At 57.8% G+C, this 20313-nt stretch carries 16 protein-coding genes; 5 read left to right on the top strand and 11 right to left on the bottom strand.

Going from position 1 to position 20313, the window contains the following annotated elements:
- Positions 1-6 precede the first annotated feature (6 nt).
- Positions 7-1155, top strand: a complete 1149-nt coding sequence (dnaJ, locus tag WG622_RS07130; RefSeq protein WP_209357734.1) for a molecular chaperone DnaJ — start codon at positions 7-9, stop codon at positions 1153-1155.
- Between the two features lie 134 nt (positions 1156-1289).
- Complete coding sequence (radC, locus tag WG622_RS07125; RefSeq protein WP_339402950.1) at positions 1290-2054, top strand: RadC family protein; 765 nt, start codon at positions 1290-1292, stop codon at positions 2052-2054.
- On the opposite strand, the gene WG622_RS07120 is transcribed toward radC, so the two are convergent.
- From WG622_RS07120 to secA, 3 genes are all read right to left on the bottom strand, one after another.
- Entirely contained in the window at positions 2051-3610 is a 1560-nt protein-coding gene (locus WG622_RS07120; RefSeq protein WP_339402949.1) for a phosphate ABC transporter substrate-binding/OmpA family protein, read from the bottom strand. The two genes, radC and WG622_RS07120, sit on opposite strands and share 4 nt — an antisense overlap.
- Before the next feature lie 17 nt (positions 3611-3627).
- Positions 3628-4698, bottom strand: coding sequence for a translocase (locus WG622_RS07115; RefSeq protein ID WP_339402948.1), 1071 nt, complete (start codon positions 4696-4698; stop codon positions 3628-3630).
- Between the two features lie 105 nt (positions 4699-4803).
- Positions 4804-7503: a preprotein translocase subunit SecA gene (gene secA / locus WG622_RS07110; RefSeq protein WP_339402947.1), complete on the bottom strand. Its 2700-nt coding sequence runs from the start codon at positions 7501-7503 to the stop codon at positions 4804-4806.
- 171 nt (positions 7504-7674) lie between these two features.
- Between secA and WG622_RS07105 the strand changes: the two genes are divergently transcribed.
- The 3 genes from WG622_RS07105 to WG622_RS07095 are packed head-to-tail and all read left to right on the top strand — an operon-like array spanning position 7675 to position 10152.
- A complete protein-coding gene (locus tag WG622_RS07105) occupies positions 7675-8526 on the top strand; it encodes a peptidylprolyl isomerase (RefSeq protein ID WP_339402946.1) in 852 nt (283 codons plus the stop codon).
- 1 nt (position 8527) lies between these two features.
- Complete coding sequence (argJ, locus tag WG622_RS07100; protein WP_339402945.1) at positions 8528-9757, top strand: bifunctional glutamate N-acetyltransferase/amino-acid acetyltransferase ArgJ; 1230 nt, start codon at positions 8528-8530, stop codon at positions 9755-9757.
- The gene (locus tag WG622_RS07095) at positions 9754-10152 is read left to right on the top strand and encodes a (deoxy)nucleoside triphosphate pyrophosphohydrolase (RefSeq protein WP_339402944.1); all 399 of its coding nucleotides are present in this window, start codon (positions 9754-9756) and stop codon (positions 10150-10152) included. The genes argJ and WG622_RS07095 overlap by 4 nt, the downstream gene beginning before the upstream one ends.
- A gap of 101 nt (positions 10153-10253) precedes the next feature.
- On the opposite strand, the gene infB is transcribed toward WG622_RS07095, so the two are convergent.
- From infB to WG622_RS07055, 8 genes are all read right to left on the bottom strand, one after another.
- A complete protein-coding gene (infB, locus tag WG622_RS07090) occupies positions 10254-12743 on the bottom strand; it encodes a translation initiation factor IF-2 (protein WP_209357742.1) in 2490 nt (829 codons plus the stop codon).
- Positions 12744-12751: 8 nt separating this feature from the next.
- A complete protein-coding gene (locus WG622_RS07085) occupies positions 12752-13384 on the bottom strand; it encodes an RNA-binding protein (RefSeq protein ID WP_339402943.1) in 633 nt (210 codons plus the stop codon).
- Between the two features lie 24 nt (positions 13385-13408).
- On the bottom strand, positions 13409-15034 hold the full coding sequence (gene nusA, locus WG622_RS07080) for a transcription termination factor NusA (RefSeq protein ID WP_339402942.1): 1626 nt from the start codon (positions 15032-15034) through the stop codon (positions 13409-13411).
- The gene (gene rimP / locus WG622_RS07075) at positions 15034-15609 is read right to left on the bottom strand and encodes a ribosome maturation factor RimP (RefSeq protein ID WP_339402941.1); all 576 of its coding nucleotides are present in this window, start codon (positions 15607-15609) and stop codon (positions 15034-15036) included. The genes nusA and rimP overlap by 1 nt, the downstream gene beginning before the upstream one ends.
- A gap of 157 nt (positions 15610-15766) precedes the next feature.
- Complete coding sequence (locus WG622_RS07070) at positions 15767-16387, bottom strand: CDGSH iron-sulfur domain-containing protein (RefSeq protein ID WP_339402940.1); 621 nt, start codon at positions 16385-16387, stop codon at positions 15767-15769.
- Positions 16388-16493: 106 nt separating this feature from the next.
- On the bottom strand, positions 16494-16928 hold the full coding sequence (gene rpiB, locus WG622_RS07065) for a ribose 5-phosphate isomerase B (protein WP_339402939.1): 435 nt from the start codon (positions 16926-16928) through the stop codon (positions 16494-16496).
- A 122-nt stretch (positions 16929-17050) separates the two neighbouring features.
- Positions 17051-18595 (bottom strand): ABC transporter substrate-binding protein, encoded by a 1545-nt coding sequence (locus tag WG622_RS07060; protein WP_339402938.1) that lies wholly within the window; start codon positions 18593-18595, stop codon positions 17051-17053.
- Positions 18596-18650: 55 nt separating this feature from the next.
- Positions 18651-20303 (bottom strand): ABC transporter ATP-binding protein, encoded by a 1653-nt coding sequence (locus WG622_RS07055; RefSeq protein ID WP_339402937.1) that lies wholly within the window; start codon positions 20301-20303, stop codon positions 18651-18653.
- Between the last annotated feature and the right edge of the window lie 10 nt (positions 20304-20313).

Raw genomic sequence — 20313 nt, 5'->3', positions numbered from 1 at the left:
AAACCTATGGCAAAACGCGACTTTTATGACGTGCTTGGTGTCGGCAAAGGGGCCTCTGCGGATGAAATCAAGAAAGCCTATCGCAAGAAGGCCAAAGAATATCATCCGGATCGCAACGCCGACAACGCTGAGGCCGCTGAGGTCAAGTTCAAGGAAGCCAACGAAGCCTACGAGATCCTGAAGGACGCTGAAAAGAAAGCTGCCTATGACCGCTATGGTCACGCGGCGTTTGAAGGCGGCATGGGCGGTGGCGGACGTGGCGGACACCCGGGCCAGGGCGATTTCGCAAGTGCGTTTTCGGACGTTTTTGACGACCTTTTCGGCGACTTTATGGGTGGCGGCGGCCGTGGCGGCGGACGCCAACGCGCCGCGCGCGGCTCGGATCTGCGCTATAATCTGCGTGTGACCTTGGAAGAGGCCTATTCCGGGCTTCAGAAAAGCATTCAGGTGCCTGCATCCGTCAGCTGTGGATCCTGTAGTGGCACGGGCGCTGAGGGCGGGGCCGAGCCAACAACATGTCCGACTTGTTCCGGCATGGGCAAGGTCCGTGCGCAGCAGGGCTTTTTCACAGTGGAACGCACCTGTCCGACCTGCTCCGGTCTGGGCAAGATCATCCAGAACCCCTGTAAGGTCTGTGGTGGCGCGGGACGGGTTGAGAAAGACCGCTCGCTTTCCGTCAATATCCCGTCAGGCGTTGAAACCGGCACACGCATCCGTTTGGCCGGCGAAGGCGAAGCGGGCATGCGTGGCGGACCAAACGGCGACCTCTATATCTTTATCGATGTGGCCAAACACGAGATCTTTGAACGCGATGGTGTGAACCTCTTCTGTCGTGTGCCTGTGTCCATGGCGAGCGCGGCGCTGGGTGGCGATATTGAGGTGCCGACGATTGACGGTGGCCGTAGCCGAGTAAAAATCCCAGCAGGCAGCCAGTCTGGGCGTCAGATGCGCCTGCGGTCTAAAGGTATGCCAGCGCTGCGTGGTGCGGGCCAAGGTGACATGTTCATCGAGATCGCCGTGGAGACGCCGGTCAATCTGACCAGCCGCCAGAAAGAGCTCTTGCGGGAGTTCGAGCAGGAGTCCAAGGAAAACAACCCTGAGAACGACAGTTTCTTTAAGTCGGTCAAAGGGTTCTGGGACTCGATGAAAGGTTAGTAAAGCGGGGCCTCTTGGCCCCGTTTTCATTTGGGGCTTTGCCCCCTTGGCTACGCCAATTCCCCCAGGATATTTGCGGCAAGAGAAAAGCCGTTCAGCTTTGATTAACCAAGCTCGGGCAGAATTAGCCCGTGATGTCCAATCGTGGTTTTTCAGATGTGTCTATGCCCTTGTTTCAGGGCGACGAGGCAAGGCCCGCGCCTTTGTCCAATGGGCAGATGCCATCCTACATTCGCGATCATCGCAAGCGGTTGCGCGAGCGGTTTATGGCGGCAGGCGGGGAGGCCTTACCGGATTACGAATTGCTAGAGCTCTTGCTGTTTCGCGCCATTCCACGTCAGGACGTGAAGCCCTTGGCGCGGCGGTTGCTCGAGGTCTTTGGGTCCTACAATGGGGTTTTGTCCGCACCGGTCGCGCGTTTGGGAGAGGTGAAGGGCGTTGGCGCTGCGGTGATTTGCGAGCTGAAGCTGATCGAGGCTGCAGCGCATCGTTTGGCGCGCTCAAAGGTCATGCAGAGGCATATTCTTAGTAGTTGGGACGCCTTGCTGGATTATTGTCAGACCACCATGGCGCATCGCGATATTGAACAATTCCGCATTCTGTTTCTGGACACGAAAAACACATTGATTGCCGATGAAGAACAGGCGCGCGGGACGGTCAATCATGTGCCGGTCTATCCGCGTGAGGTGGTGAAACGGGCTTTGGAATTGAATGCAACCGCGTTGATCCTGATCCACAACCATCCCTCGGGCGATCCGACGCCTAGTCAGGCGGATATCGAGATCACGGAACAGATCCGCGAGTCCTGCAAAGTCATGGGGATCAAACTGCACGACCATCTGGTGATCGGCAAATCGCGCGAAATGAGCTTTCGGACTGCAGGTCTGCTGTTTGACTAGCGTACCCAGACCTCAACGCGGCGGTTCACTCGGCGCCCCCAGGCGGTGTCGTCACAGGCGACGGGAAAGGCCTCGCCGTAGCCGGTGCTTTTGAGGGTGACCTGGCTGAGGTCCGCGGTTTCAGAGGCAGCCTTCACGGCCTCCAGCACGCGATTGGCGCGGCGCAGAGACACCTGAAGGTTCGCGCTTGCACCGCCGGAGCCATCCGAGAAGCCGACAAAGGTCAGTTCCTGACCGTCGAAGTCTCCGCGTTCCAGTCGTTGCGCGAGGAGTTCGACGTTTGACAAAGAATGCGCGTCCAACTCGGACACACCTGCCGTAAATCGGAAGGTTGTTGTGAGACGTCGTTGCGGCGACAAATCGACAACCATCTGCTGCAGATCCTCAATCGAGACCGCCTTACCTGCTTGCCCAATCGCATTGACCAGCCGCTCACCCTGCTCGGACATCGGGATTTCTTCGCTCGCCTGATCCACATAGCCCGCGCGGCGGATCACAAATTGCGCCGCATCGCTTTGCACATAGCGCAAGAAATCGCGCACGACCTTGGGTTGGCGCAGCGCCGGAATATAGAGATACATCGGCGTGGACAGCGGGTAATCCTCGGTTTTAATGCCGCGCCGTGTCGCGGAAATCTCGTGACCGCAACCACCGGTCAATTTCATAGGCAATGCCCCACCTGTGCGTTCAAAGGCCGAAATGCCCAGCGCAAAGGGGTCAAACTGCACCGACCGCACCAGATCCGACAGGTGCGGATAATAGAGGACTTTTGATGAAAATTTTAGGTTTGCGGGTTTCATCAACTCGTCTTCGATGGCCTGCAAAAGGCCGGACCCCGGAGCTGGCAAATGCAGGGAGATCGGCGCATCCGCACCGCCCAGTTCTTTCCAATTCTCGATCTTGCCTGCAAAGACCCGTGCCAACTGCAAGGCAGAGAGCGATTTCACAGGGTTGCCGAGTTCTGTCACGGGGATCAGCGCACTGAGGGACAGCACCCGGCTACGGTTATCATGACGCAGATCGCCAAGGCCTGATTCCTCGGCGCGCGCTGCCTCGGGATCGCGGATTTCGCGCAGGGCCATGGCGATATCGGCTTCATTGGCGATCAGATCGGCAAAGCCTTCGTCGGTGGTTGTGGCATTGATCGCAAACCGCGCGATGGTTTCGCCGCTTTGCTGGTTGTTCAATTCATACAGCACAAGATTATCGTTAGAGGCATCGCGGAGGATCGAATAGCCGTTCCTGAGTGCAAAGGCCTCGACCAGAGCTGGCACAAGCACATCTGCCATGCTGCTCGCGCCAGAAATCACCACCTCGGCCACATAGTTCGTGAGGCTTGGGCAGGCAGGGCCCTCACAGTTCACGCCTGTCCCATCGACGGTCAGAACGCCGTAAATCGTGTCGATTCGGTAAAATTCGCCGTCAAATCCAAGCAAAGTGCCTGAAATTTCCACAGCCCCATCTGGTGCGGACAGCGTAATGTCCTGCGCCGCCGCGGTGAGCACACCTTGAAATAGACAAAGTGCGGCGAGGACCGCCGCACGAAGATGCCGCATAAATGAATCCCTACTGACTAGCCTTTTTGGGCGAATGTCAGATCTTGAAGCAGATTTTGCAGCACGAGGAAATCACCAGTTGCGCTACAGCCGGGAATTTCTACGTTGAGTGTCTTTTTGATCGGCGAGCCGCCGGGTTTGACCTGCAAGGTGGTTGCAGAAATCGCGCGGCCACAGTTGGCACCATTGACCTCGGCTTCGACGGTCAATTGTACGTCACCTGCCTCGGCCGCATTGACGGTTGGGAAAGTATAGACGTCGGCCATACGGGACAGCTCGCTAAAGCCATCACCCAGGCGCATAAGAAAGCCGCCACGTCCGCCAATCACAGCGGTCAAATCACGGTCGTTGCCAAACCAGACATGGCCTTCTTCGCCGTAGTTTGCGCCAAATTCCAGCGCGTGAATTTGCAGACCTGTTTCGCCCATCCATTGGACAGCAACACGGTCGTAGAACTGCAAGGAGCCTACGTCAGCCGTCGCAGAGGCCGCGTAGCCGTTGGGGAATGTCACATCAAACTGCGCGTCCATCGCCATTGCCGGGACGGAAATCTCGAGCACGCCATCGGCATCCAGAACCTCGGAAAAGGTCAGACCCGCATGGGTGATGGTCACGCGATCGCCGGGCAGGCAGCTCGCGGATACACTCAGGTTCACCATGGCCGCAACGGCTGGGGTCGCCGAAACGGCAATGTCACAACCCAGAAGCGGAGCGTTTTCCTCTTTGGGCATGCTGGCCACAGGAACTTCGCTGGCGACGGTCAGAATAATCGGTTGGGCAGGCAGGCTGGCTTCGGCGTAGCGCTCTTCTGGCATGGCCGGCAGCGCGTTGTCCGCGTCGTTGCGGCCCAAAAGCACGTTGGCATTGAGGCCAGTGTCGATGGATTTCGCAATCAGCTTGTCGCGCGGCTCTGCAACGGCCGAGGCCTCAAGAGGTGAGCCACTTTGCATCAGGAACCCAATGGCCCCCGCGGTCGCGACGGTAAAGGCCACCAAGGCCACCTTGGTTGCACTGTCTTTCTTGACGGAGAAATTCTTCAACCGCTTGAGTTTATTTAGGCGCTTAAGTTTCATTGCCTTGAACTTCATCGGGCCTACTCCTGCTCACAAAAACCCAAGTGTGTTTCTGAACAGGAAAAAGGGCGCGAAAGTGGCGCCCTTTAGGTGATTTTTGGAAACTTTAGGGGGATCAGCTTACGAATAGCTGCCGTGGCAATGCTTAAATTTCTTACCAGATCCACAGGGGCACGGATCATTTCGGCCCGGATTTCCCCATGTGGAGCGGTCGTCTTCGTCAAAGCCTTCGACCAACGGAACATATTTGTTCTTCGGAGCCTCACCACCCGGCTGCGCCTGGTTGATCGCTTCTTGCTGTGCCTGGATCTGTGCAATCATCGCGCGCTGTTCTTCTTCGGTCAGCGGGCGGATCTTACCAAGGTTTTTGGTGACCTCTTCGCGCAGACCTTCCAGCAGGCCTTCAAACAGTTGGAAGGCCTCGGTCTTGTATTCGTTCAGCGGATCCCGCTGGGCATAGCCGCGGAACCCAACAACAGAGCGCAGGTGTTCCAGCGTCAGCAGATGTTCGCGCCACTTGCTGTCGATGGTCTGCAAAAGCAGCTGTTTCTCGATGTTGCGCATGGCGTCGGGACCAAATTGCACGGCCTTTTGCGCCATGAATTCATCGGCTGCCTTTTCCAGACGTTCCTGAATGTCTTCGTCGTCCACGCCTTCTTCGGCGGCCCATTCCACAACCGGCGCATCGATGCCGACGTTTTCCTGTAGCGAGGCCTTAAGGCCTTCGGTGTCCCATTGTTCGGCATAGGATTTCGGCGGCATATGGATGTCGATCAGATCAGCGATCACTTCGTGACGCATGTCCTGCACGATTTCAGACAAATCCTCGGCTTCCATGATCTCGCGGCGCTGGCCAAAGATCACTTTCCGCTGGTCGTTCATCACGTCGTCGAACTTCAGCAGCTGTTTACGGATGTCAAAGTTGCGGCCCTCGACCTTCGCCTGAGCGCGCTCCAGTGATTTGTTCACCCAAGGGTGCACGATAGCTTCACCCTCTTGCATACCCAGAGTGGACAGAACCTTGTCCAGACGGTCAGAGCCGAAAATTCGCATCAGGTCGTCTTCCAAAGACAGGAAGAAAGCCGAGCGACCCGGGTCCCCCTGACGGCCAGAGCGGCCGCGCAGCTGGTTGTCGATCCGACGGCTTTCGTGGCGTTCAGTGGCTAGAACGAACAATCCACCGGCCTCTTTGACCGCGTTTTCGTCCGCTTGGTGGGCGTCTTCGATCCGGGCCCGAATCTCATCGGGATTAGCCTCGGGATCGGCGGCAATGGCTTCCATGATCTTAAACTCGACGTTACCGCCGAGCTTAATGTCGGTCCCACGGCCCGCCATGTTGGTCGCGATGGTCACCGCGCCCAGCTTGCCCGCATCGGCGACGATCTGCGCCTCTTGCTCGTGCTGGCGCGCGTTCAGAACGTTGTGCTCGATCCCCGCATCAGTCAGCAATTGCGACAATAGTTCTGACTTCTCAATCGAGGTCGTGCCCACGAGGGTCGGCTGACCCTTTTCTTTGGACTCTTTGATCGTGTTCACAATCGCGTCGTATTTTTCCTTGGCCGTGCGATAGACCGCATCGTCTTCGTCCTTACGGGCCACAGGTCGGTTGGTCGGAACCTCGACAACGCCCAGACCATAGATCTCGGCAAATTCCTCGGCTTCGGTCAGAGCCGTGCCGGTCATGCCGCCCAGCTTGTCATAAAGACGGAAGTAGTTCTGGAAGGTCACCTGCGCCAAAGTCACGTTTTCAGGTTTGATCGAGACGCCCTCTTTGGCCTCAATCGCCTGATGCAGACCTTCGGACAGACGACGGCCCGCCATCATACGGCCGGTGAACTCGTCGATCAGCACGACTTCGTCACCGCGCACGATATAGTCTTTGTCTTTGGTAAAAAGCTTATGCGCCCGCAGACCCTGATTCACGTGGTGCACAATCGTGGTGCTTTCCGGATCATAGAGCGACTGCCCCTCGGGCAGGATCCCCGCCTCAAGCAGTTTGGCCTCAAGCCAGTCGTTGCCGTCGTCGGTAAAGGACACGGCGCGTGTCTTTTCATCTAGCGTAAAGTGTTCGTCGCCGATATCAGGAATGATCTTGTCGATCGCCATGTACATATCGGTGCGGTCGGCCGCAGGACCCGAGATGATCAGCGGGGTCCGGGCTTCATCGATCAGGATCGAGTCGACCTCGTCCACGATGGCGAAATAATGGTCGCGCTGGAAGATCTGGTTCAGTTCGGACTTCATATTGTCGCGGAGATAGTCAAAACCCAGCTCGTTGTTGGTGGCGTAGGTCACGTCACAGCCGTAGGCGGCTTTCTTCTCTTCATCCGGTTGCTGCGGATAGACAACGCCGGTGGTTAGACCCAAAGCGCCATAGACCTTGCTCATCCACTCGGCGTCACGTTTCGCGAGGTAATCGTTCACGGTAACGATGTGCACGCCTTTGCCGGTCAGAGCATTCAAATAGGCCGGGAAGGTCGCCACGAGGGTTTTACCCTCACCGGTTTTCATCTCAGAGATATTGCCCTGATGCAGGAACATACCGCCCATGAGCTGCGTATCAAAGGCACGCAGGCCAAGCGCGCGTTTCGCGGCCTCGCGGCAGTTCGCAAAGGCTTCGGGCAAGAGCGCGTCCAGGCTTTCGCCGCCTTCAACGCGTGACTTATATTCAGCGGTCTTTTCGATCAGCCCCTCGTCGCTCAGAGCTTCAAACTCTGGCTCCAGCGCGTTGATCTTTTCGACTATGGTTTTGGTCGCCTTGATCTTTCGGTCATTCGGCGTTCCGAAGACCATTTTGGACAGTTTTCCAAAACCCAACATGCGAATGTGTCCTTCGTTGACAAAATCTTTAGCCGCTTGTGCTTGCTCGTTCTGATGCCTGCTCATAGAAACAGGGCAAAGGACTCGTGCATCGGCCTCAAAGCGATGTAAGCGCCTATATATACAGTGTCAACGCCGCCCCCCGTCGCGGCCCGAACCAAGGACGTTTCGATGTCAAAAACACTCAGAGCTTTGCGTATTTCTGCGGCAGGTCTTTTCTTTGCGCTTCCTGCTTTTGCTCAGGAAACACCGTCGGCTGACACCGTTGTGGCTACGGTGAATAACGCAGAGATCACGTTGGGTCACATGATCGCGGTGCGCGAGACATTGCCAGCGCAATATCAGCAATTGGCGCCTGAGGTTCTGTTCAGCGGCATTCTGGACCAGATCATTCAGCAAACCCTGCTGGCGCAAGCTGTAGGGGATGATATCCCGAAACGCACTGCGAAAACGCTAGAAGTCCAACGCACGGCCATTCTGGCAGACGCAGCGGTGGATGCGGCGCTTGCCGAACGGGTGGATGATGCAGCCTTGCGCGCGATGTATGACGCGAAATACGGCGATTTCACCGGCGCACAGGAATTTGATGCGAGCCACATTCTGGTGGAAACCGAGGAAGAAGCCCAGGCCATCGCCACCGAAATCCGCGCAGGTGCTGATTTCGCCGAAACCGCCAAAGCGAAATCCACCGGCCCCTCCGGCCCACGCGGCGGCGCTTTGGGCTGGTTCGGCCCCGGTCAGATGGTGCCTCCGTTTGAAGCGGCTGTGGCTGAGTTGAAGGTCGGAGAGGTCTCGGATCCGGTTGAGACGCAATTTGGCTGGCACGTGATCATTCTGAACGACACGCGTACGCAAGAGGCTCCCACATTCGAAGCGGTTTTGCCGGAAATTCAGGTGGACGCGGAAAACGCAGCCGCAGCGGCCTATGTGGCAGAGCTAGCAGAAAGCGGGACAGTGGACCAATCCGCGGCCGAGGGCCTGGACCCGAACCTTATCGCGCAATTCGAACTGCTGGACGAGTAAATTGGCTGACATCACCGCTGTCTCCCCGCTCGCACCTGAGGGATTTCCAGAACTGCCTGTGATCGACGGTGTGCGTTTTGCCGCCGTCGAAGCGGGTGTGAAATATCAGGGTCGCAAAGACGTGACCCTGATCGAGCTCGCGCCCGGATCGTCAGTCGCCGGGGTGTTCACCAAATCCGCGACACGCTCGGCCAACGTGTTGGATTGTCAGGCGAAGGTCGGATTGGACAGCGATGCGGGTGCGGCGTTTATCATCAACTCCGGCAACTCGAACGCCTTTACGGGACGCGCCGGAGAAGGCTCTGTCGCGGCGATTTGTGAGGCCGTGGCGGGCGTCACAGGCCTGCCGCAGGAGCGTGTTTTCACCTCGTCCACAGGCGTCATTGGCGAGCGCCTGCCTCATGATCGTATCACCGCGAAGATCGACGAATTGGTGGCTGGCCTAGCGCCCGACTCCATCGAAGACGCAGCCCACGGTATCATGACCACCGACACCTACGCCAAGGGTGCTGGAACGACGGTTATGATCGACGGCCATCCCGTGAAGATCGCAGGAATCGCCAAAGGATCCGGCATGATCGCGCCGGATATGGCGACGATGCTGGTCTATATTCTCACCGACGCCAAGGTCGAACGCGCGCTTCTCCAACAGATCCTGTCAGAGCTGACGGATGTGACGTTTAACGCGATCACCGTGGATAGTGACACCTCGACCTCGGACACGCTGTTGCTGGGCGCAACGGGCGCATCTGGCGTTGAGATCACAGAACCCGAAGGACCCTTCGCAGCGGGTTTGCACGAGGTCATGCTGGAGCTGGCGCATCTGGTGGTACGCGACGGTGAGGGTGCGACGAAATTTGTAGAAATTTCGGTGACCGGCGCAGCGAGCGATCAGGACGCGAAAACCCATGCTTTGGCCATCGCAAACTCTCCGCTGGTGAAAACGGCCATCGCGGGCGAAGACCCCAACTGGGGCCGCATCGTTATGGCCATCGGGAAATCAGGGGCTGCAGCGGATCGCGACCTGCTGACCATCCATTTCGGAGACGTTCTGGTGGCCGAAAAGGGCTGGGTGGCAGAAAGCTATTCCGAGGAAGCAGGTGCGACCTATATGAAGGCCCAAGAGCTGGCGATCCGCGTGGATCTGGGCCTTGGCGACGGAGCGGCGAAGGTCTGGACCTGCGATCTGACCCATGGCTACATCACGATCAACGCGGACTATCGATCATGAAGTCTGTTCTGGTATCCGCAGTTTGTCTGATCGACCGCGACGGTCGCGTGTTGCTGGCGCAACGGCCCGAGGGGAAATCCATGGCGGGTCTCTGGGAGTTTCCTGGCGGCAAGGTTGAGGACGGTGAGACGCCGGAGGTCGCTCTGATCCGCGAGCTTGAAGAAGAGCTTGGCATCAACACCTGGGAAAGCTGCCTCGCGCCGTTGACCTTTGCGTCGCACGCTTACGAGAAGTTCCATCTGCTGATGCCGCTCTTTGCATGCCGCAAATGGGAGGGCACCCCGATTGCGCGCGAGGGTCAGGTGTTGAAATGGGTCTATCCCAAGGATTTCCGCGACTATCCGATGCCGCCTGCGGATATCCCGCTTATTCCGATGATCAGGGATTGGGTCTAAACGGAAACTTTAAAAGTTTCCGACTCCGATTTCTTCAAAAGAAATCGAAACAAAAAACGCCGCCCATTGGGCGGCGCTTTCCATTTCTATCCGTTAGACACTTAGTCCAGCGTCCGCGCCACTTCTTCGCGCTCAAAGATCTCGATGACGTCGCCTGCGCGGATATCATCGTAGTTCTCAAACGCCATGCCGCATTCCTGACCGGACTGAACCTCTGCCACTTCGTCCTTGAAGCGTTTCAGAGTTTTCAGTGTGCCTTCGTGGATCACCACGTTGTCGCGCAGAAGACGCACGCCAGCGGAACGCCGCGCCACGCCTTCGGTGACCAGACAGCCTGCAACCTTGCCCACGTTGGACACTTTGAAGACGTCTTTGATCTGAGCGTAGCCGATGAAGGTTTCTTTGATCTCTGCAGACAGCAGACCCGAGGCTGCCGCCTTCACGTCGTCCACGAGGTCGTAGATCACCGAATAGTAACGGATCTCGACGCCCTTTTGGTTCGCCGTGTTGCGCGCCGAGGTATTGGCCCGGACGTTAAAGCCCATGACCGGTGCGCCGGAGGCCTCGGCCAGACCAATGTCAGTCTCGGTGATTGCACCAACGCCCGAGTGCAGCACGCGGACGCGCACCTCGTCGTTGCCGATCTTTTCCATCGCCTGAACGATCGCTTCGGCAGAGCCCTGCACGTCAGCTTTGACCAGAATTGGCATCTCAGAGACGTTCTCGTCGTCTTTCGCCTTCTGCATCAGCTGTTCCAGCGTGGTCGCAGCACCGGCCGCCGCACGTTTGTCTTTCGCGGCTTGTGCACGGTATTCCGCGATCTCACGCGCCTGTGCTTCGGTCTCGGTCACGTTCAGAACGTCACCAGCCTCTGGCGTGCCGTTCAGACCCAGCACCTCGACAGGCACCGAAGGTCCGGCCTCTTTGACGCGCTCGCCCTTGTCGTTGATCAGCGCACGGACCTTACCGTATTGCTCACCCACAACAAAGATATCGCCTTGGCGCAGGGTGCCTTTCTGAACCAGAACGGTCGCGACAGGGCCACGGCCCACGTCAAGCTGCGCTTCGATCACGGCACCTTGGGCGGCGCGATCTGGGTTGGCTTTCAGTTCCAGAATTTCGGACTGCAGCGCAATCGCTTCGAGCAGCTCGTCCAGACCTTGGCCAGTGTGCGCGGAGACCTCAACGTCCTGGACCTCACCAGACATCGCCTCAACGATGACTTCGTGTTGCAGCAGCTCGGAACGCACTTTCATCGGATCAGCGGCTTCTTTGTCGATTTTGTTGATCGCCACGATCATCGGCACTTCGGCCGCTTTCGCGTGGTTGATCGCCTCAATCGTCTGCGGCATGACCGAGTCATCCGCCGCAACCACCAGAACAACGATATCCGTCACCTGCGCACCGCGAGAGCGCATCGAGGTAAAGGCCGCGTGGCCCGGAGTATCCAGGAACGACAGAACCGTACCGCTGTCGGTTTTCACCTGATACGCACCGATGTGCTGGGTGATACCGCCAGCTTCGCCAGCCACAACTTTGGCGTCGCGGATTGCGTCCAGCAGAGATGTTTTACCGTGGTCAACGTGACCCATAATGGTGATGACCGGAGGACGTGGCTGCAGGTCTTCATCCGCATCATCCACATCGGAAATCACGTCTTCGACGTCAGAGTCGGACACGCGCACCACTTTGTGGCCGAATTCCTCGATGATCAGTTCCGCAGTATCCGCGTCGATGGTTTGGTTCTGCGTCACCATCATGCCCATTTTCATGAGCTCTTTGACAACATCCGCCACACGTTCCGCCATACGGTTCGCCAGTTCAGAAACCACGATGGCCTCTGGCAGTTGAACGTCGCGAATGACCTTTTCACGCTCTACAGAGCCGCCCATCGCCTTTTGACGCGCGCGTTCCTGTTTCCGCTTCATCGAGGCGAGGGATTTCTGACGTCCGCCCTCGCCGCCTGTCGCCTGGGACAGAGTCAGCTTGCCGGAACGGCGACCTTCATTGCGGCCACCGCGGCCACGGTTCTCGCGCTCGCGATCCGCTTTGCGTGGGGTCGCGGCAGGTGCCGGACGGCTGGACAGATCACGCTTTGGACCGCTCTCTTTCGCAGCGGGGGCAGCCTTCGCAGCCGCAGCTTCGGCCGCCGCGCGTTGCGCAGCCACTTCGGCTTCTTTGCGTTTTTGTTCTTCGGCTTCGGCCTTCGCCTTGGCGCGCTCTTCGGCTTCGCGTTGCTCGCGCTCTTTCGCTTCGGCTTCGGCGCGGCGACGTGTGCGTTCCTCTTCGCGCGCCTTTTCCTCGGCTGCGCGGCGTTCCGCCTCTTCGCTTTCGCGCGCTTTCGCGGCCTGAAGCGCCTTTAGGCGACGCGCCATTTCCGCATCAGAGATGCCCGCCGGACGTTTAGAAGGATCACCACCGACTGCTCCGCCGCCCGCAGGCTTACCGGCGCCCGGCTTGGGCACCACAACGCGCTTGCGTTTGGTTTCCACCACGACGTTCTTGGTGCGCCCGTGGCTAAAGCTTTGCTTTACGTTGCCAGGACGCGCGCCGCGCAGACCCAATGTCTTTTTACCGTCACTATCGCTCATGTAGCTTTCTAATCCTTCCGGGCGGCCCCTGCCGCCTTATTTTCCAGCGTATTTTGTCGTATGCCCTTAAGTCGTTGGGCTTCCTCTACAACACGTTGCGTGAGTCCACCAGACGCAAGCGCACTATGAATCACAGTTTGTCGCCCAAATGCTGCCCCCAGCTCGGCCTGCGTGAGCCAACCGATATAAGAGCCATAGTGCGGCGTGCTCAGTTTGGACTTGCCGCGTTCAGAGCCATCCACCGCCTGAATCAGCACTTCGGCGTATTCTTTGGACAACCAGTCTTTCACTTTTTCATACCCAGCGACCGCTTCGCCGGACTTTCGTGCAAGGCTGATCAAGTCTACCACACGGCGCGCGATTTGGCTTTCCACCTCATCCGCGAGCCCGTCTGGCACGGCAACTTGCTGCTTAGCGGCGCGCGAAAACGCGCCTTTCTTGCATGCTTTCTCAAGCGCAGCCCGATCTGCCGAGACATAGATCCCGCGACCGGGCAATTTGCCCAGAATATCCGGCACGATCTGACCATCCGGCCCCACAACAAAGCGGATCAACCCAAACTTAGGGTTCACCTCGCCCGTTGCAATGCACTTGCGCTCAGGACCGTCGCTCCGGTCTTTGGTTCGCCCACCGCGTCCCATCTTTCAGCCTCACGAGGCCTGAGATCAGGCCTCGGCCTCCTCGGATGCGTCGCCCTCGGCGGCGTCTTCTTCGGCTTGCGCCAGCAACTCGTCAGGATCCACCCAACCCAGCATGACGCGCGCGGTCATGATCATGTCCTGTGCTTCTTCCAGAGTGACGCCGAACGGCTCTAGGCTACCGTCGTCTTTGGAACGCTCACCGTCGACCGTTGTCCAACCACCGGCCAGTTCCCAGTCCGCGCAGGTTGCGAAGTCTTCCAGAGATTTCACATCGTCTTTCGCCAGCGCTTCTACCATTTGGGCAGTCAGGCCTTCGAATTCAATAAGGCTGTCCTCGGCGCCCAGCGCACGGGCCGCTTCCAGAGCCGCCGCAGCTTGTGCTTCGAGATATTCACGCGCACGGGTTTGCAGCTCGCTCGCGGTGCCTTCGTCGACGCCATCGATGACCAGCAGTTCGTCGATCTCGACATAGCCAACTTCTTCGAGGTTGGTGAAGCCCTCAGAGACCAGCAACTGAGCAAAGAACTCGTCGATATCCAGCGCTTCTTGGAACAGCGCGGTGCGTGCTTCGAATTCCTTCTGACGACGCGCGGATTCTTCGGCCTCGGTCATGATGTCGATATCAAGGTTCGTCAGCTGAGACGCCAGACGCACGTTTTGACCGCGGCGGCCAATCGCCAAAGACAGCTGCTCTTCTGGAACAACCACTTCGATCTTGCCGGCTTCCTCATCCAGAACAACCTTAGAGACCTCTGCAGGCTGCAGCGCGTTCACAAGGAAGGTCGGCTGATCTTCGTTCCAAGGGATGATGTCGATTTTCTCGCCTTGCAGCTCGTTGACAACGGCCTGCACGCGCGAGCCACGCATACCAACGCAGGCGCCCACAGGGTCGATGGAACCGTCGTAGGAAATCACAGCGATCTTGGCGCGGGAGCCTGGGTCACGGGACACGGCTTTGATCTCGATGATGCCGTCATAGATCTCTGGCACTTCCATTTTGAACAGCTCGGCCATGAATTCTGGCGCGGTGCGGGACAGGAAGATCTGTGGGCCACGTGTCTCGCGGCGGACGTCTTTCACGTAGCAGCGGATGCGATCATTGGGGCGATAGCTCTCGCGGCCGATCTTTTCGTTACGACGCAGGATCGCTTCACCGTAACCCGCAAGATCCACGATAACATTGCCGTATTCTTCGCGTTTGACCTGACCGTTGATGATGGTGCCGGCCTTGTCTTTGAACGCCTCATACTGACGATCACGCTCAGCTTCGCGGACCTTCTGCAGGATCACCTGTTTCGCAGATTGCGCAGCGATACGGCCGAGTTCCACCGGAGGGATTTCCTCGACATAGGTGTCGCCGACCTCTGGGTTTTCCAGATACTGTTTGGCCTGCTCTACAGTGAACTCCGCCTGATAGTTTTCAAGCTCTTCGTCCTCAACCACGGTGCGCACGCGGGTGAAGGTCGCGCGGCCAGTCTTGCGGTCGATCGACACGCGGATGTCCATTTCCGCGCCGTAGCGGGACTTGGCGGCGCGCGCGAGGCTTTCTTCCATCGCTTCGACAACCAGACCTGGGTCGATCATCTTTTCGCGGGCCACGGCCTCGGCGGTTTGCAACAGCTCCAGCTGGTTTGCAGAGGTAATTGCCATTATTCAGTCTCCTCGGAACCCGTCTCGGTTTCAATGTCGTCAAATGCGTCTTCGTTCAGCACTCCGGCCTCTTTGCGTTGACGCAGCATTTCTTTGATCAGCTCATCGGTCAGCACGAGCTTGGCGTCAGACAGCCAGTCAAACTGCAGACCCACGGTGCCCTGTTCGATGTTGATCAGCACTTCTTCGCCCTCAACACCCGCAAGCACGCCTTTGAAGCGTCTCTGACCGTCGATCAGCTCGCTGGTTTCCACCTTGGCTTCATAGCCTTCAAAGGTGTCAAAATCTTTCAGGCGCGTCAGAGGGCGGTCGATGCCGGGGCTGCCGACCTCAAGCGCGTAACCGTCCTCAATCGGATCCTCGACGTCCAGAACGGCGCTGATCGCATTGCTGATCTGCGCGCAGTCATCGACCTCGATGCCGCCTTCGGGCTTTTCCGCCATGATCTGCAACGTATGGGTCTTGCCGCCCATAAACCGCAGGCGCACCAGCTCGAACCCCATGTCCTCAATGACAGGGCCAACGATCTCGGCGAGACGGCGATCCATCGCAGATTTGGCAATCATATTGCTCATGCGTATGTCCAATTTGAGCGACGGGCACAAAAAAACGGGCCCGCGGCCCGTTGTCGTTTCCGGTGGGCGCTGGGTGTCCAGCGCGCCGCTGTTGAGGGGGATATAGGCGGTTCGGCCTGAGTCTGCAAGCCCTCAGTTGGGAACCGCCTTATGGGCCTTAGTCATCGCGCCATTTCGCATCCCGATGCGAGCCGTCGCAATAGGGTTTATTCCCAGAAAGACCGCAGCGACAGAGCACATATTTCCGCTCTGATTGCCCCTCGCCCTGTGGAGGAACTGGGGACACCACGTCCTTAACCCAATAAGGGCCGTTCTTCTCGACTTCGATCTGCGCGCGGTCGGCGAAAAGGTGGGGCGGCATTTCATCCGCCAAGGCCAGTGCTCCTGACGGGCAGGCCTCAATCACAGCGCGCACTTCTTCGGCTGCCCCTTTGTCGGGCTGTACCCAAGGTTTTTGAGCGGGGTTGAAGATATGGCTCGCGAGCCGTCCACATTCCGCCGCATGGGAACACAAAAGCGGATTATATGTCACCGAGACCTCGGACCCTTCATAAGTGATGATCCGATCCCGCCCCGCTGGCGTTCCGCCCCGGCTTTCAAACCCGGCCTCTTTGTGCGAGCCGTCGCAAAACGGTTTGCTCTTGGACGCCCCACAGCGGCAGAGCGCCATGATCGGTTTGGTTTCGACCTCGCTGCCGTCCGTGTTTTTCATGGACGAAAGGCCTTTGACCACAAGCGGGCCGTTCTCGCGTTCTTCGATGGCTGGGGTGTCAGACATGCCGTCTCCTCCTCTGGCTATAGGGAAGAGGCTAGCGCGAACGCTATTTTTTCCAAATAGGGTTAACCGCGCGCCCATGCACAGACGCGCCGCCGTTTGGCGAGACTTAGGCCTCGATCATATCCACGCGCGTTGCGTGGCGGCCGCCCTCAAACTCGGTGTCCAGAAACGCATCGACTATTTCCATCGCGAGACCAGCGCCAATCACGCGCGCGCCCATCGACAGCATCTGTGCATTGTTGTGGGCGCGGATCATTTTGGCGGAAAACACATCTGAGCAGACGCCACAGCGGATGCCCTCGACCTTATTCGCGGACATCATGATCCCCTGCCCTGTGCCGCAAATCAGAATACCCAGATCCGCGTCTCCCTTGGCAATCATCTCGGCAGCTTCGCGGCCATGTTTGGGGTAATGCGTGCTTTCCGAGGTCATCGGACCGATATCAATCGCCTCGTAACCGCGGTCGGCCACATGGGCGGCAATAGATTTGCGCAGCTCGATATCAGCGTGGTCGCTGGACAGAACGATACGTTTGGTCATGGCTTTTAGATCCCCAAATCAGAATGTGAGCGCCTTTTGTCCGGAAACGCCCGTCCGAGCAATCCCCAAAAGAAAACGCCCCGCAAAATGCGAGGCGTTCCCTGTTTGATATGGCGTAAAGCTTACGCGAACCACCAACGCTCGATGATACGAGAGCTGTCCATCTGGAACACGTTGCCGATTGTGCCAGAGTTGGTCAGCTTGGTGCTGTGCGCGTCGACGTAGTTTGCGTACATCGGGATCACGGTACCACCTTCTGCGGACATGATTGCCTGCATCTCGTAGTACTGCTCGCGACGCTTGGCCGAGTCGAGCTCCGCACGTGCGGTCAGCAGCAGCTCTTGGAAACGTGCGTTTTCCCACGAGGTGTCGTTCCAAGGCACACCGGATTCATATGCGGTGGAGAACATCCAGTCCTCGGTCGCACGACCGGACCAGTAGCAGGCACACCATGGCTTCTTGAGCCAGACGTTGGACCAGTAACCGTCTGCAGGTTCCTGAACCACGTTGATGTCGATGCCGGCTGCTTTCGCGGAGGCTTGATACAGCTGCGCTGCGTCAACCGCACCAGAGAAGGCCGCGTCAGAGGCGGACAGATCTACGGACAGACCGTCCAGACCCGCTTCTTTCAGCAAGGATTTCGCCAGGTCCGGATCGTAATCGTTCAGTGGCAGATCCGCTGCGTAGTATTGGTTCGCTGGACCGATAGGAATATCGTTCGCAACCGCACCGTGACCCAGAAGGATCTTGTCGACCATTTCCTGACGGTTGATCGCGTGCTTCAGAGCCTTACGGACCTTCACGTTGTCGAACGGCGACAGGCCGGTCAGCATTGGGAAGGTGAAGTGCTGGTTACCAGTAACCTCGAAGATGTTGATCATCGGGTTCGCTTTGAGCAGCGCTTCGGTTTTGAAGTCCACGCGGTTCACGGCGTCAACCTGACCGGTCATCAGCGCGTTCATACGTGCAGAGGCATCGTTAATCGCGATGATTTCAACAGAGTCAAACCACCCTTCTTTGCCGTCTTTATAGTGACCGTCTACACGGCTCAGAACGGTGCGTACGCCTGGGTCAAAGCTCTCGACCTTATAAAGGCCTGTACCGATGCCTTTCGCGATCGCTTCTTCAACCTGACCGGCTGGATAAATACAGATGTGGTAATCAGACAGCAGGAACGGGAAGTCCGCGTTGCCGGCTGCAAGCGTCAGAGACAGCTCGTGGTCGCTGATCTTGTTCATCTCGGTGATCGCCGAAACGATTGGCTTCGCCGCGGATTTCGCGCCTTCGGCCACGTGCATGTTGAGCGATTCCATAACGTCATCCGCGCCAAACGCTTTGCCGTTGTGGAAGGTTACGCCCTTACGCAGTTTGAAGGTCCAAGTTTTCGCATCTGGAGTCGCTTCCCAGCTTTCCGCCAGTTCGCCGATCAGCTGACCGTCTGCGGCAACCTGTGTCAGGGTGTCAAACACCGCGCCGTGCGCAGTTGTAATCATGTAGCTGTCAGAGTGGGTCCGGCTGTCCCAGCTGTCGGATGTGTTTGCACCCGCCAGACCAAGACGCAGAGTACCACCGCGACTTGGGGCTGCCTTAAGTGGCACGCCGGAAGCCGCCAGAACACCAGCTGCTGCACCGGTCTTTAGAAGGCCGCGTCTGCTAATTTGTGTCATTCTCATTCTCCCAATTGAGGACTATGTCGTGTTTTTGGTTATTATTATTAAGAGGTTACATTTTATTTACGGCAGCATCGCCGATATTGTCGACCCCTCGCTCGTTTAACAGATTTGTCAGCCAATCCGGGTCCATCTCTGGCACCGAGCTGAGCAACAGATCTGTGTAGGGATGATGCGGAGGCTTGAACATGTCTTCTTTCAGACCTTGTTCCACCACGCGCCCATCCTTCATCACCACAACCTCATCCGCGATCGAACGGACCGTCGCGAGGTCGTGCGTAATAAACATATAGGACAGCCCCAAAGTATCTTGGAGGCGTGCCAAAAGTTTTAGGATGCCTTCAGCCACCAATTGATCCAAGGCCGAGGTGACTTCATCACAAATGATAAACTTTGGCTCAGCGGCCAAAGCGCGGGCAATCCCGATGCGTTGTTTCTGACCGCCAGACAGCTCAGATGGCAGGCGATTCATATATTGGCTGGGCTCAAGTTCGATTTCCTCGAGCAAATGTTCGACTCGGCGGCGTTTTTCATTGCCTGTCAGGCCCATATAGAATTGTACCGGACGACCGATGAGTTCGCCTATGGTCTTGCGCGGGTTCAGCGCCGTATCGGCCATCTGATAGATCATCTGAGCCTGCCTGAGCTGGCCGCGATCACGTTTGCGATAGTCCAGCGGCAAGGCTTGCCCGTCAAATTCGATGTGACCCTTGGTTGGCGGCAAAAGACCCGTAATACAGCGCGCCGTTGTCGACTTGCCAGAGCCCGACTCCCCCACAACCGCAACAGTACGCGCTTCGTGAATATCAAAGCTCACATCATGCAGAACCTTGGCGGTGCCATAGGCTGCATCCACACCTTTAACGGAAACCACCGGAGTCGTGCCGGTGTGAACCGCAGGCTGTTGCGGACGCTGGAAGCTGCGAACCGCCCAAAGCGACTTGGTGTAGTCTTCTTGTGGATCAGACAGCATCTTGCGCGTCTCAGCCTCTTCGACCTCATCGCCTTTCAGCATGACTTTCACCTTGTCCGCCATCTGAGCAACAACCGCGAGGTCGTGCGTGATGTAGATCGCGGCGGTGTCGAACTCTTCAACGATCTCGCGGATCGAAGCCAGAACCTCGATCTGCGTGGTCACATCTAGCGCCGTGGTTGGTTCGTCAAAAATGATCAACTCGGGGCGACAGGACATCGCCATCGCGGTCATCGCTCGTTGCAGCTGACCCCCGGACACCTGGTGTGGATAACGGAAACCGATTTCGTCCGGGTTCGGCAGACGCAGCTTGCGATAAAGCTCGATTCCATCCGCTTCGCTTTCAGACTTGGACATGACGCCATGCTGCACCGGTGCTTCGGTGTGTTGATCCATCAGGCGATGCGCCGGGTTAAAGCTCGCTGCCGCCGACTGCGCCACATAAGCGATGCGCTTGCCAAGGAGGCCGCGCTTTACCGCCGCCGAGGCCGTGACCAGATCGACGCCGTCAAACTCGACTTTGCCGCCCGTGATCTTACAGCCATCCCGCGTATAACCCATCGCCGCCAGACCCAGTGTGGATTTGCCGGCACCGGACTCCCCGATCAGACCCATCACTTCACCCTTGCGCAGCTCAAAGCTCGCGCCTTTGATGATCGGATGCCAAACCTCATCAGAGCGGCCATCGATGTAGATATCAGAAACCTTCAGAAGGAGATCTTTTTCAGCCATGTCTATCTCC

Source organism: Cognatishimia coralii (genome assembly GCF_037478305.1).
In the GTDB taxonomy this organism is placed as follows: domain Bacteria; phylum Pseudomonadota; class Alphaproteobacteria; order Rhodobacterales; family Rhodobacteraceae; genus Cognatishimia; species Cognatishimia coralii.
This window is presented reverse-complemented; position numbering and strand designations above follow the sequence as displayed.

Bases quoted from the DNA above. Each gene is read 5' to 3' on its own strand.
- dnaJ (WP_209357734.1), top strand. From the start codon at position 7: ATGGCAAAACGCGACTTTTATGACGTGCTTGGTGTCGGCAAAGGGGCC.
- radC (WP_339402950.1), top strand. From the start codon at position 1,290: ATGTCCAATCGTGGTTTTTCAGATGTGTCTATGCCCTTGTTTCAGGGC.
- WG622_RS07120 (WP_339402949.1), bottom strand. From the start codon at position 3,610: ATGCGGCATCTTCGTGCGGCGGTCCTCGCCGCACTTTGTCTATTTCAA.
- WG622_RS07115 (WP_339402948.1), bottom strand. From the start codon at position 4,698: ATGAAGTTCAAGGCAATGAAACTTAAGCGCCTAAATAAACTCAAGCGG.
- secA (WP_339402947.1), bottom strand. From the start codon at position 7,503: ATGTTGGGTTTTGGAAAACTGTCCAAAATGGTCTTCGGAACGCCGAAT.
- WG622_RS07105 (WP_339402946.1), top strand. From the start codon at position 7,675: ATGTCAAAAACACTCAGAGCTTTGCGTATTTCTGCGGCAGGTCTTTTC.
- WG622_RS07095 (WP_339402944.1), top strand. From the start codon at position 9,754: ATGAAGTCTGTTCTGGTATCCGCAGTTTGTCTGATCGACCGCGACGGT.
- infB (WP_209357742.1), bottom strand. From the start codon at position 12,743: ATGAGCGATAGTGACGGTAAAAAGACATTGGGTCTGCGCGGCGCGCGT.
- WG622_RS07085 (WP_339402943.1), bottom strand. From the start codon at position 13,384: ATGGGACGCGGTGGGCGAACCAAAGACCGGAGCGACGGTCCTGAGCGC.
- nusA (WP_339402942.1), bottom strand. From the start codon at position 15,034: ATGGCAATTACCTCTGCAAACCAGCTGGAGCTGTTGCAAACCGCCGAG.
- rimP (WP_339402941.1), bottom strand. From the start codon at position 15,609: ATGAGCAATATGATTGCCAAATCTGCGATGGATCGCCGTCTCGCCGAG.
- WG622_RS07070 (WP_339402940.1), bottom strand. From the start codon at position 16,387: ATGTCTGACACCCCAGCCATCGAAGAACGCGAGAACGGCCCGCTTGTG.
- rpiB (WP_339402939.1), bottom strand. From the start codon at position 16,928: ATGACCAAACGTATCGTTCTGTCCAGCGACCACGCTGATATCGAGCTG.
- WG622_RS07060 (WP_339402938.1), bottom strand. From the start codon at position 18,595: ATGACACAAATTAGCAGACGCGGCCTTCTAAAGACCGGTGCAGCAGCT.
- WG622_RS07055 (WP_339402937.1), bottom strand. From the start codon at position 20,303: ATGGCTGAAAAAGATCTCCTTCTGAAGGTTTCTGATATCTACATCGAT.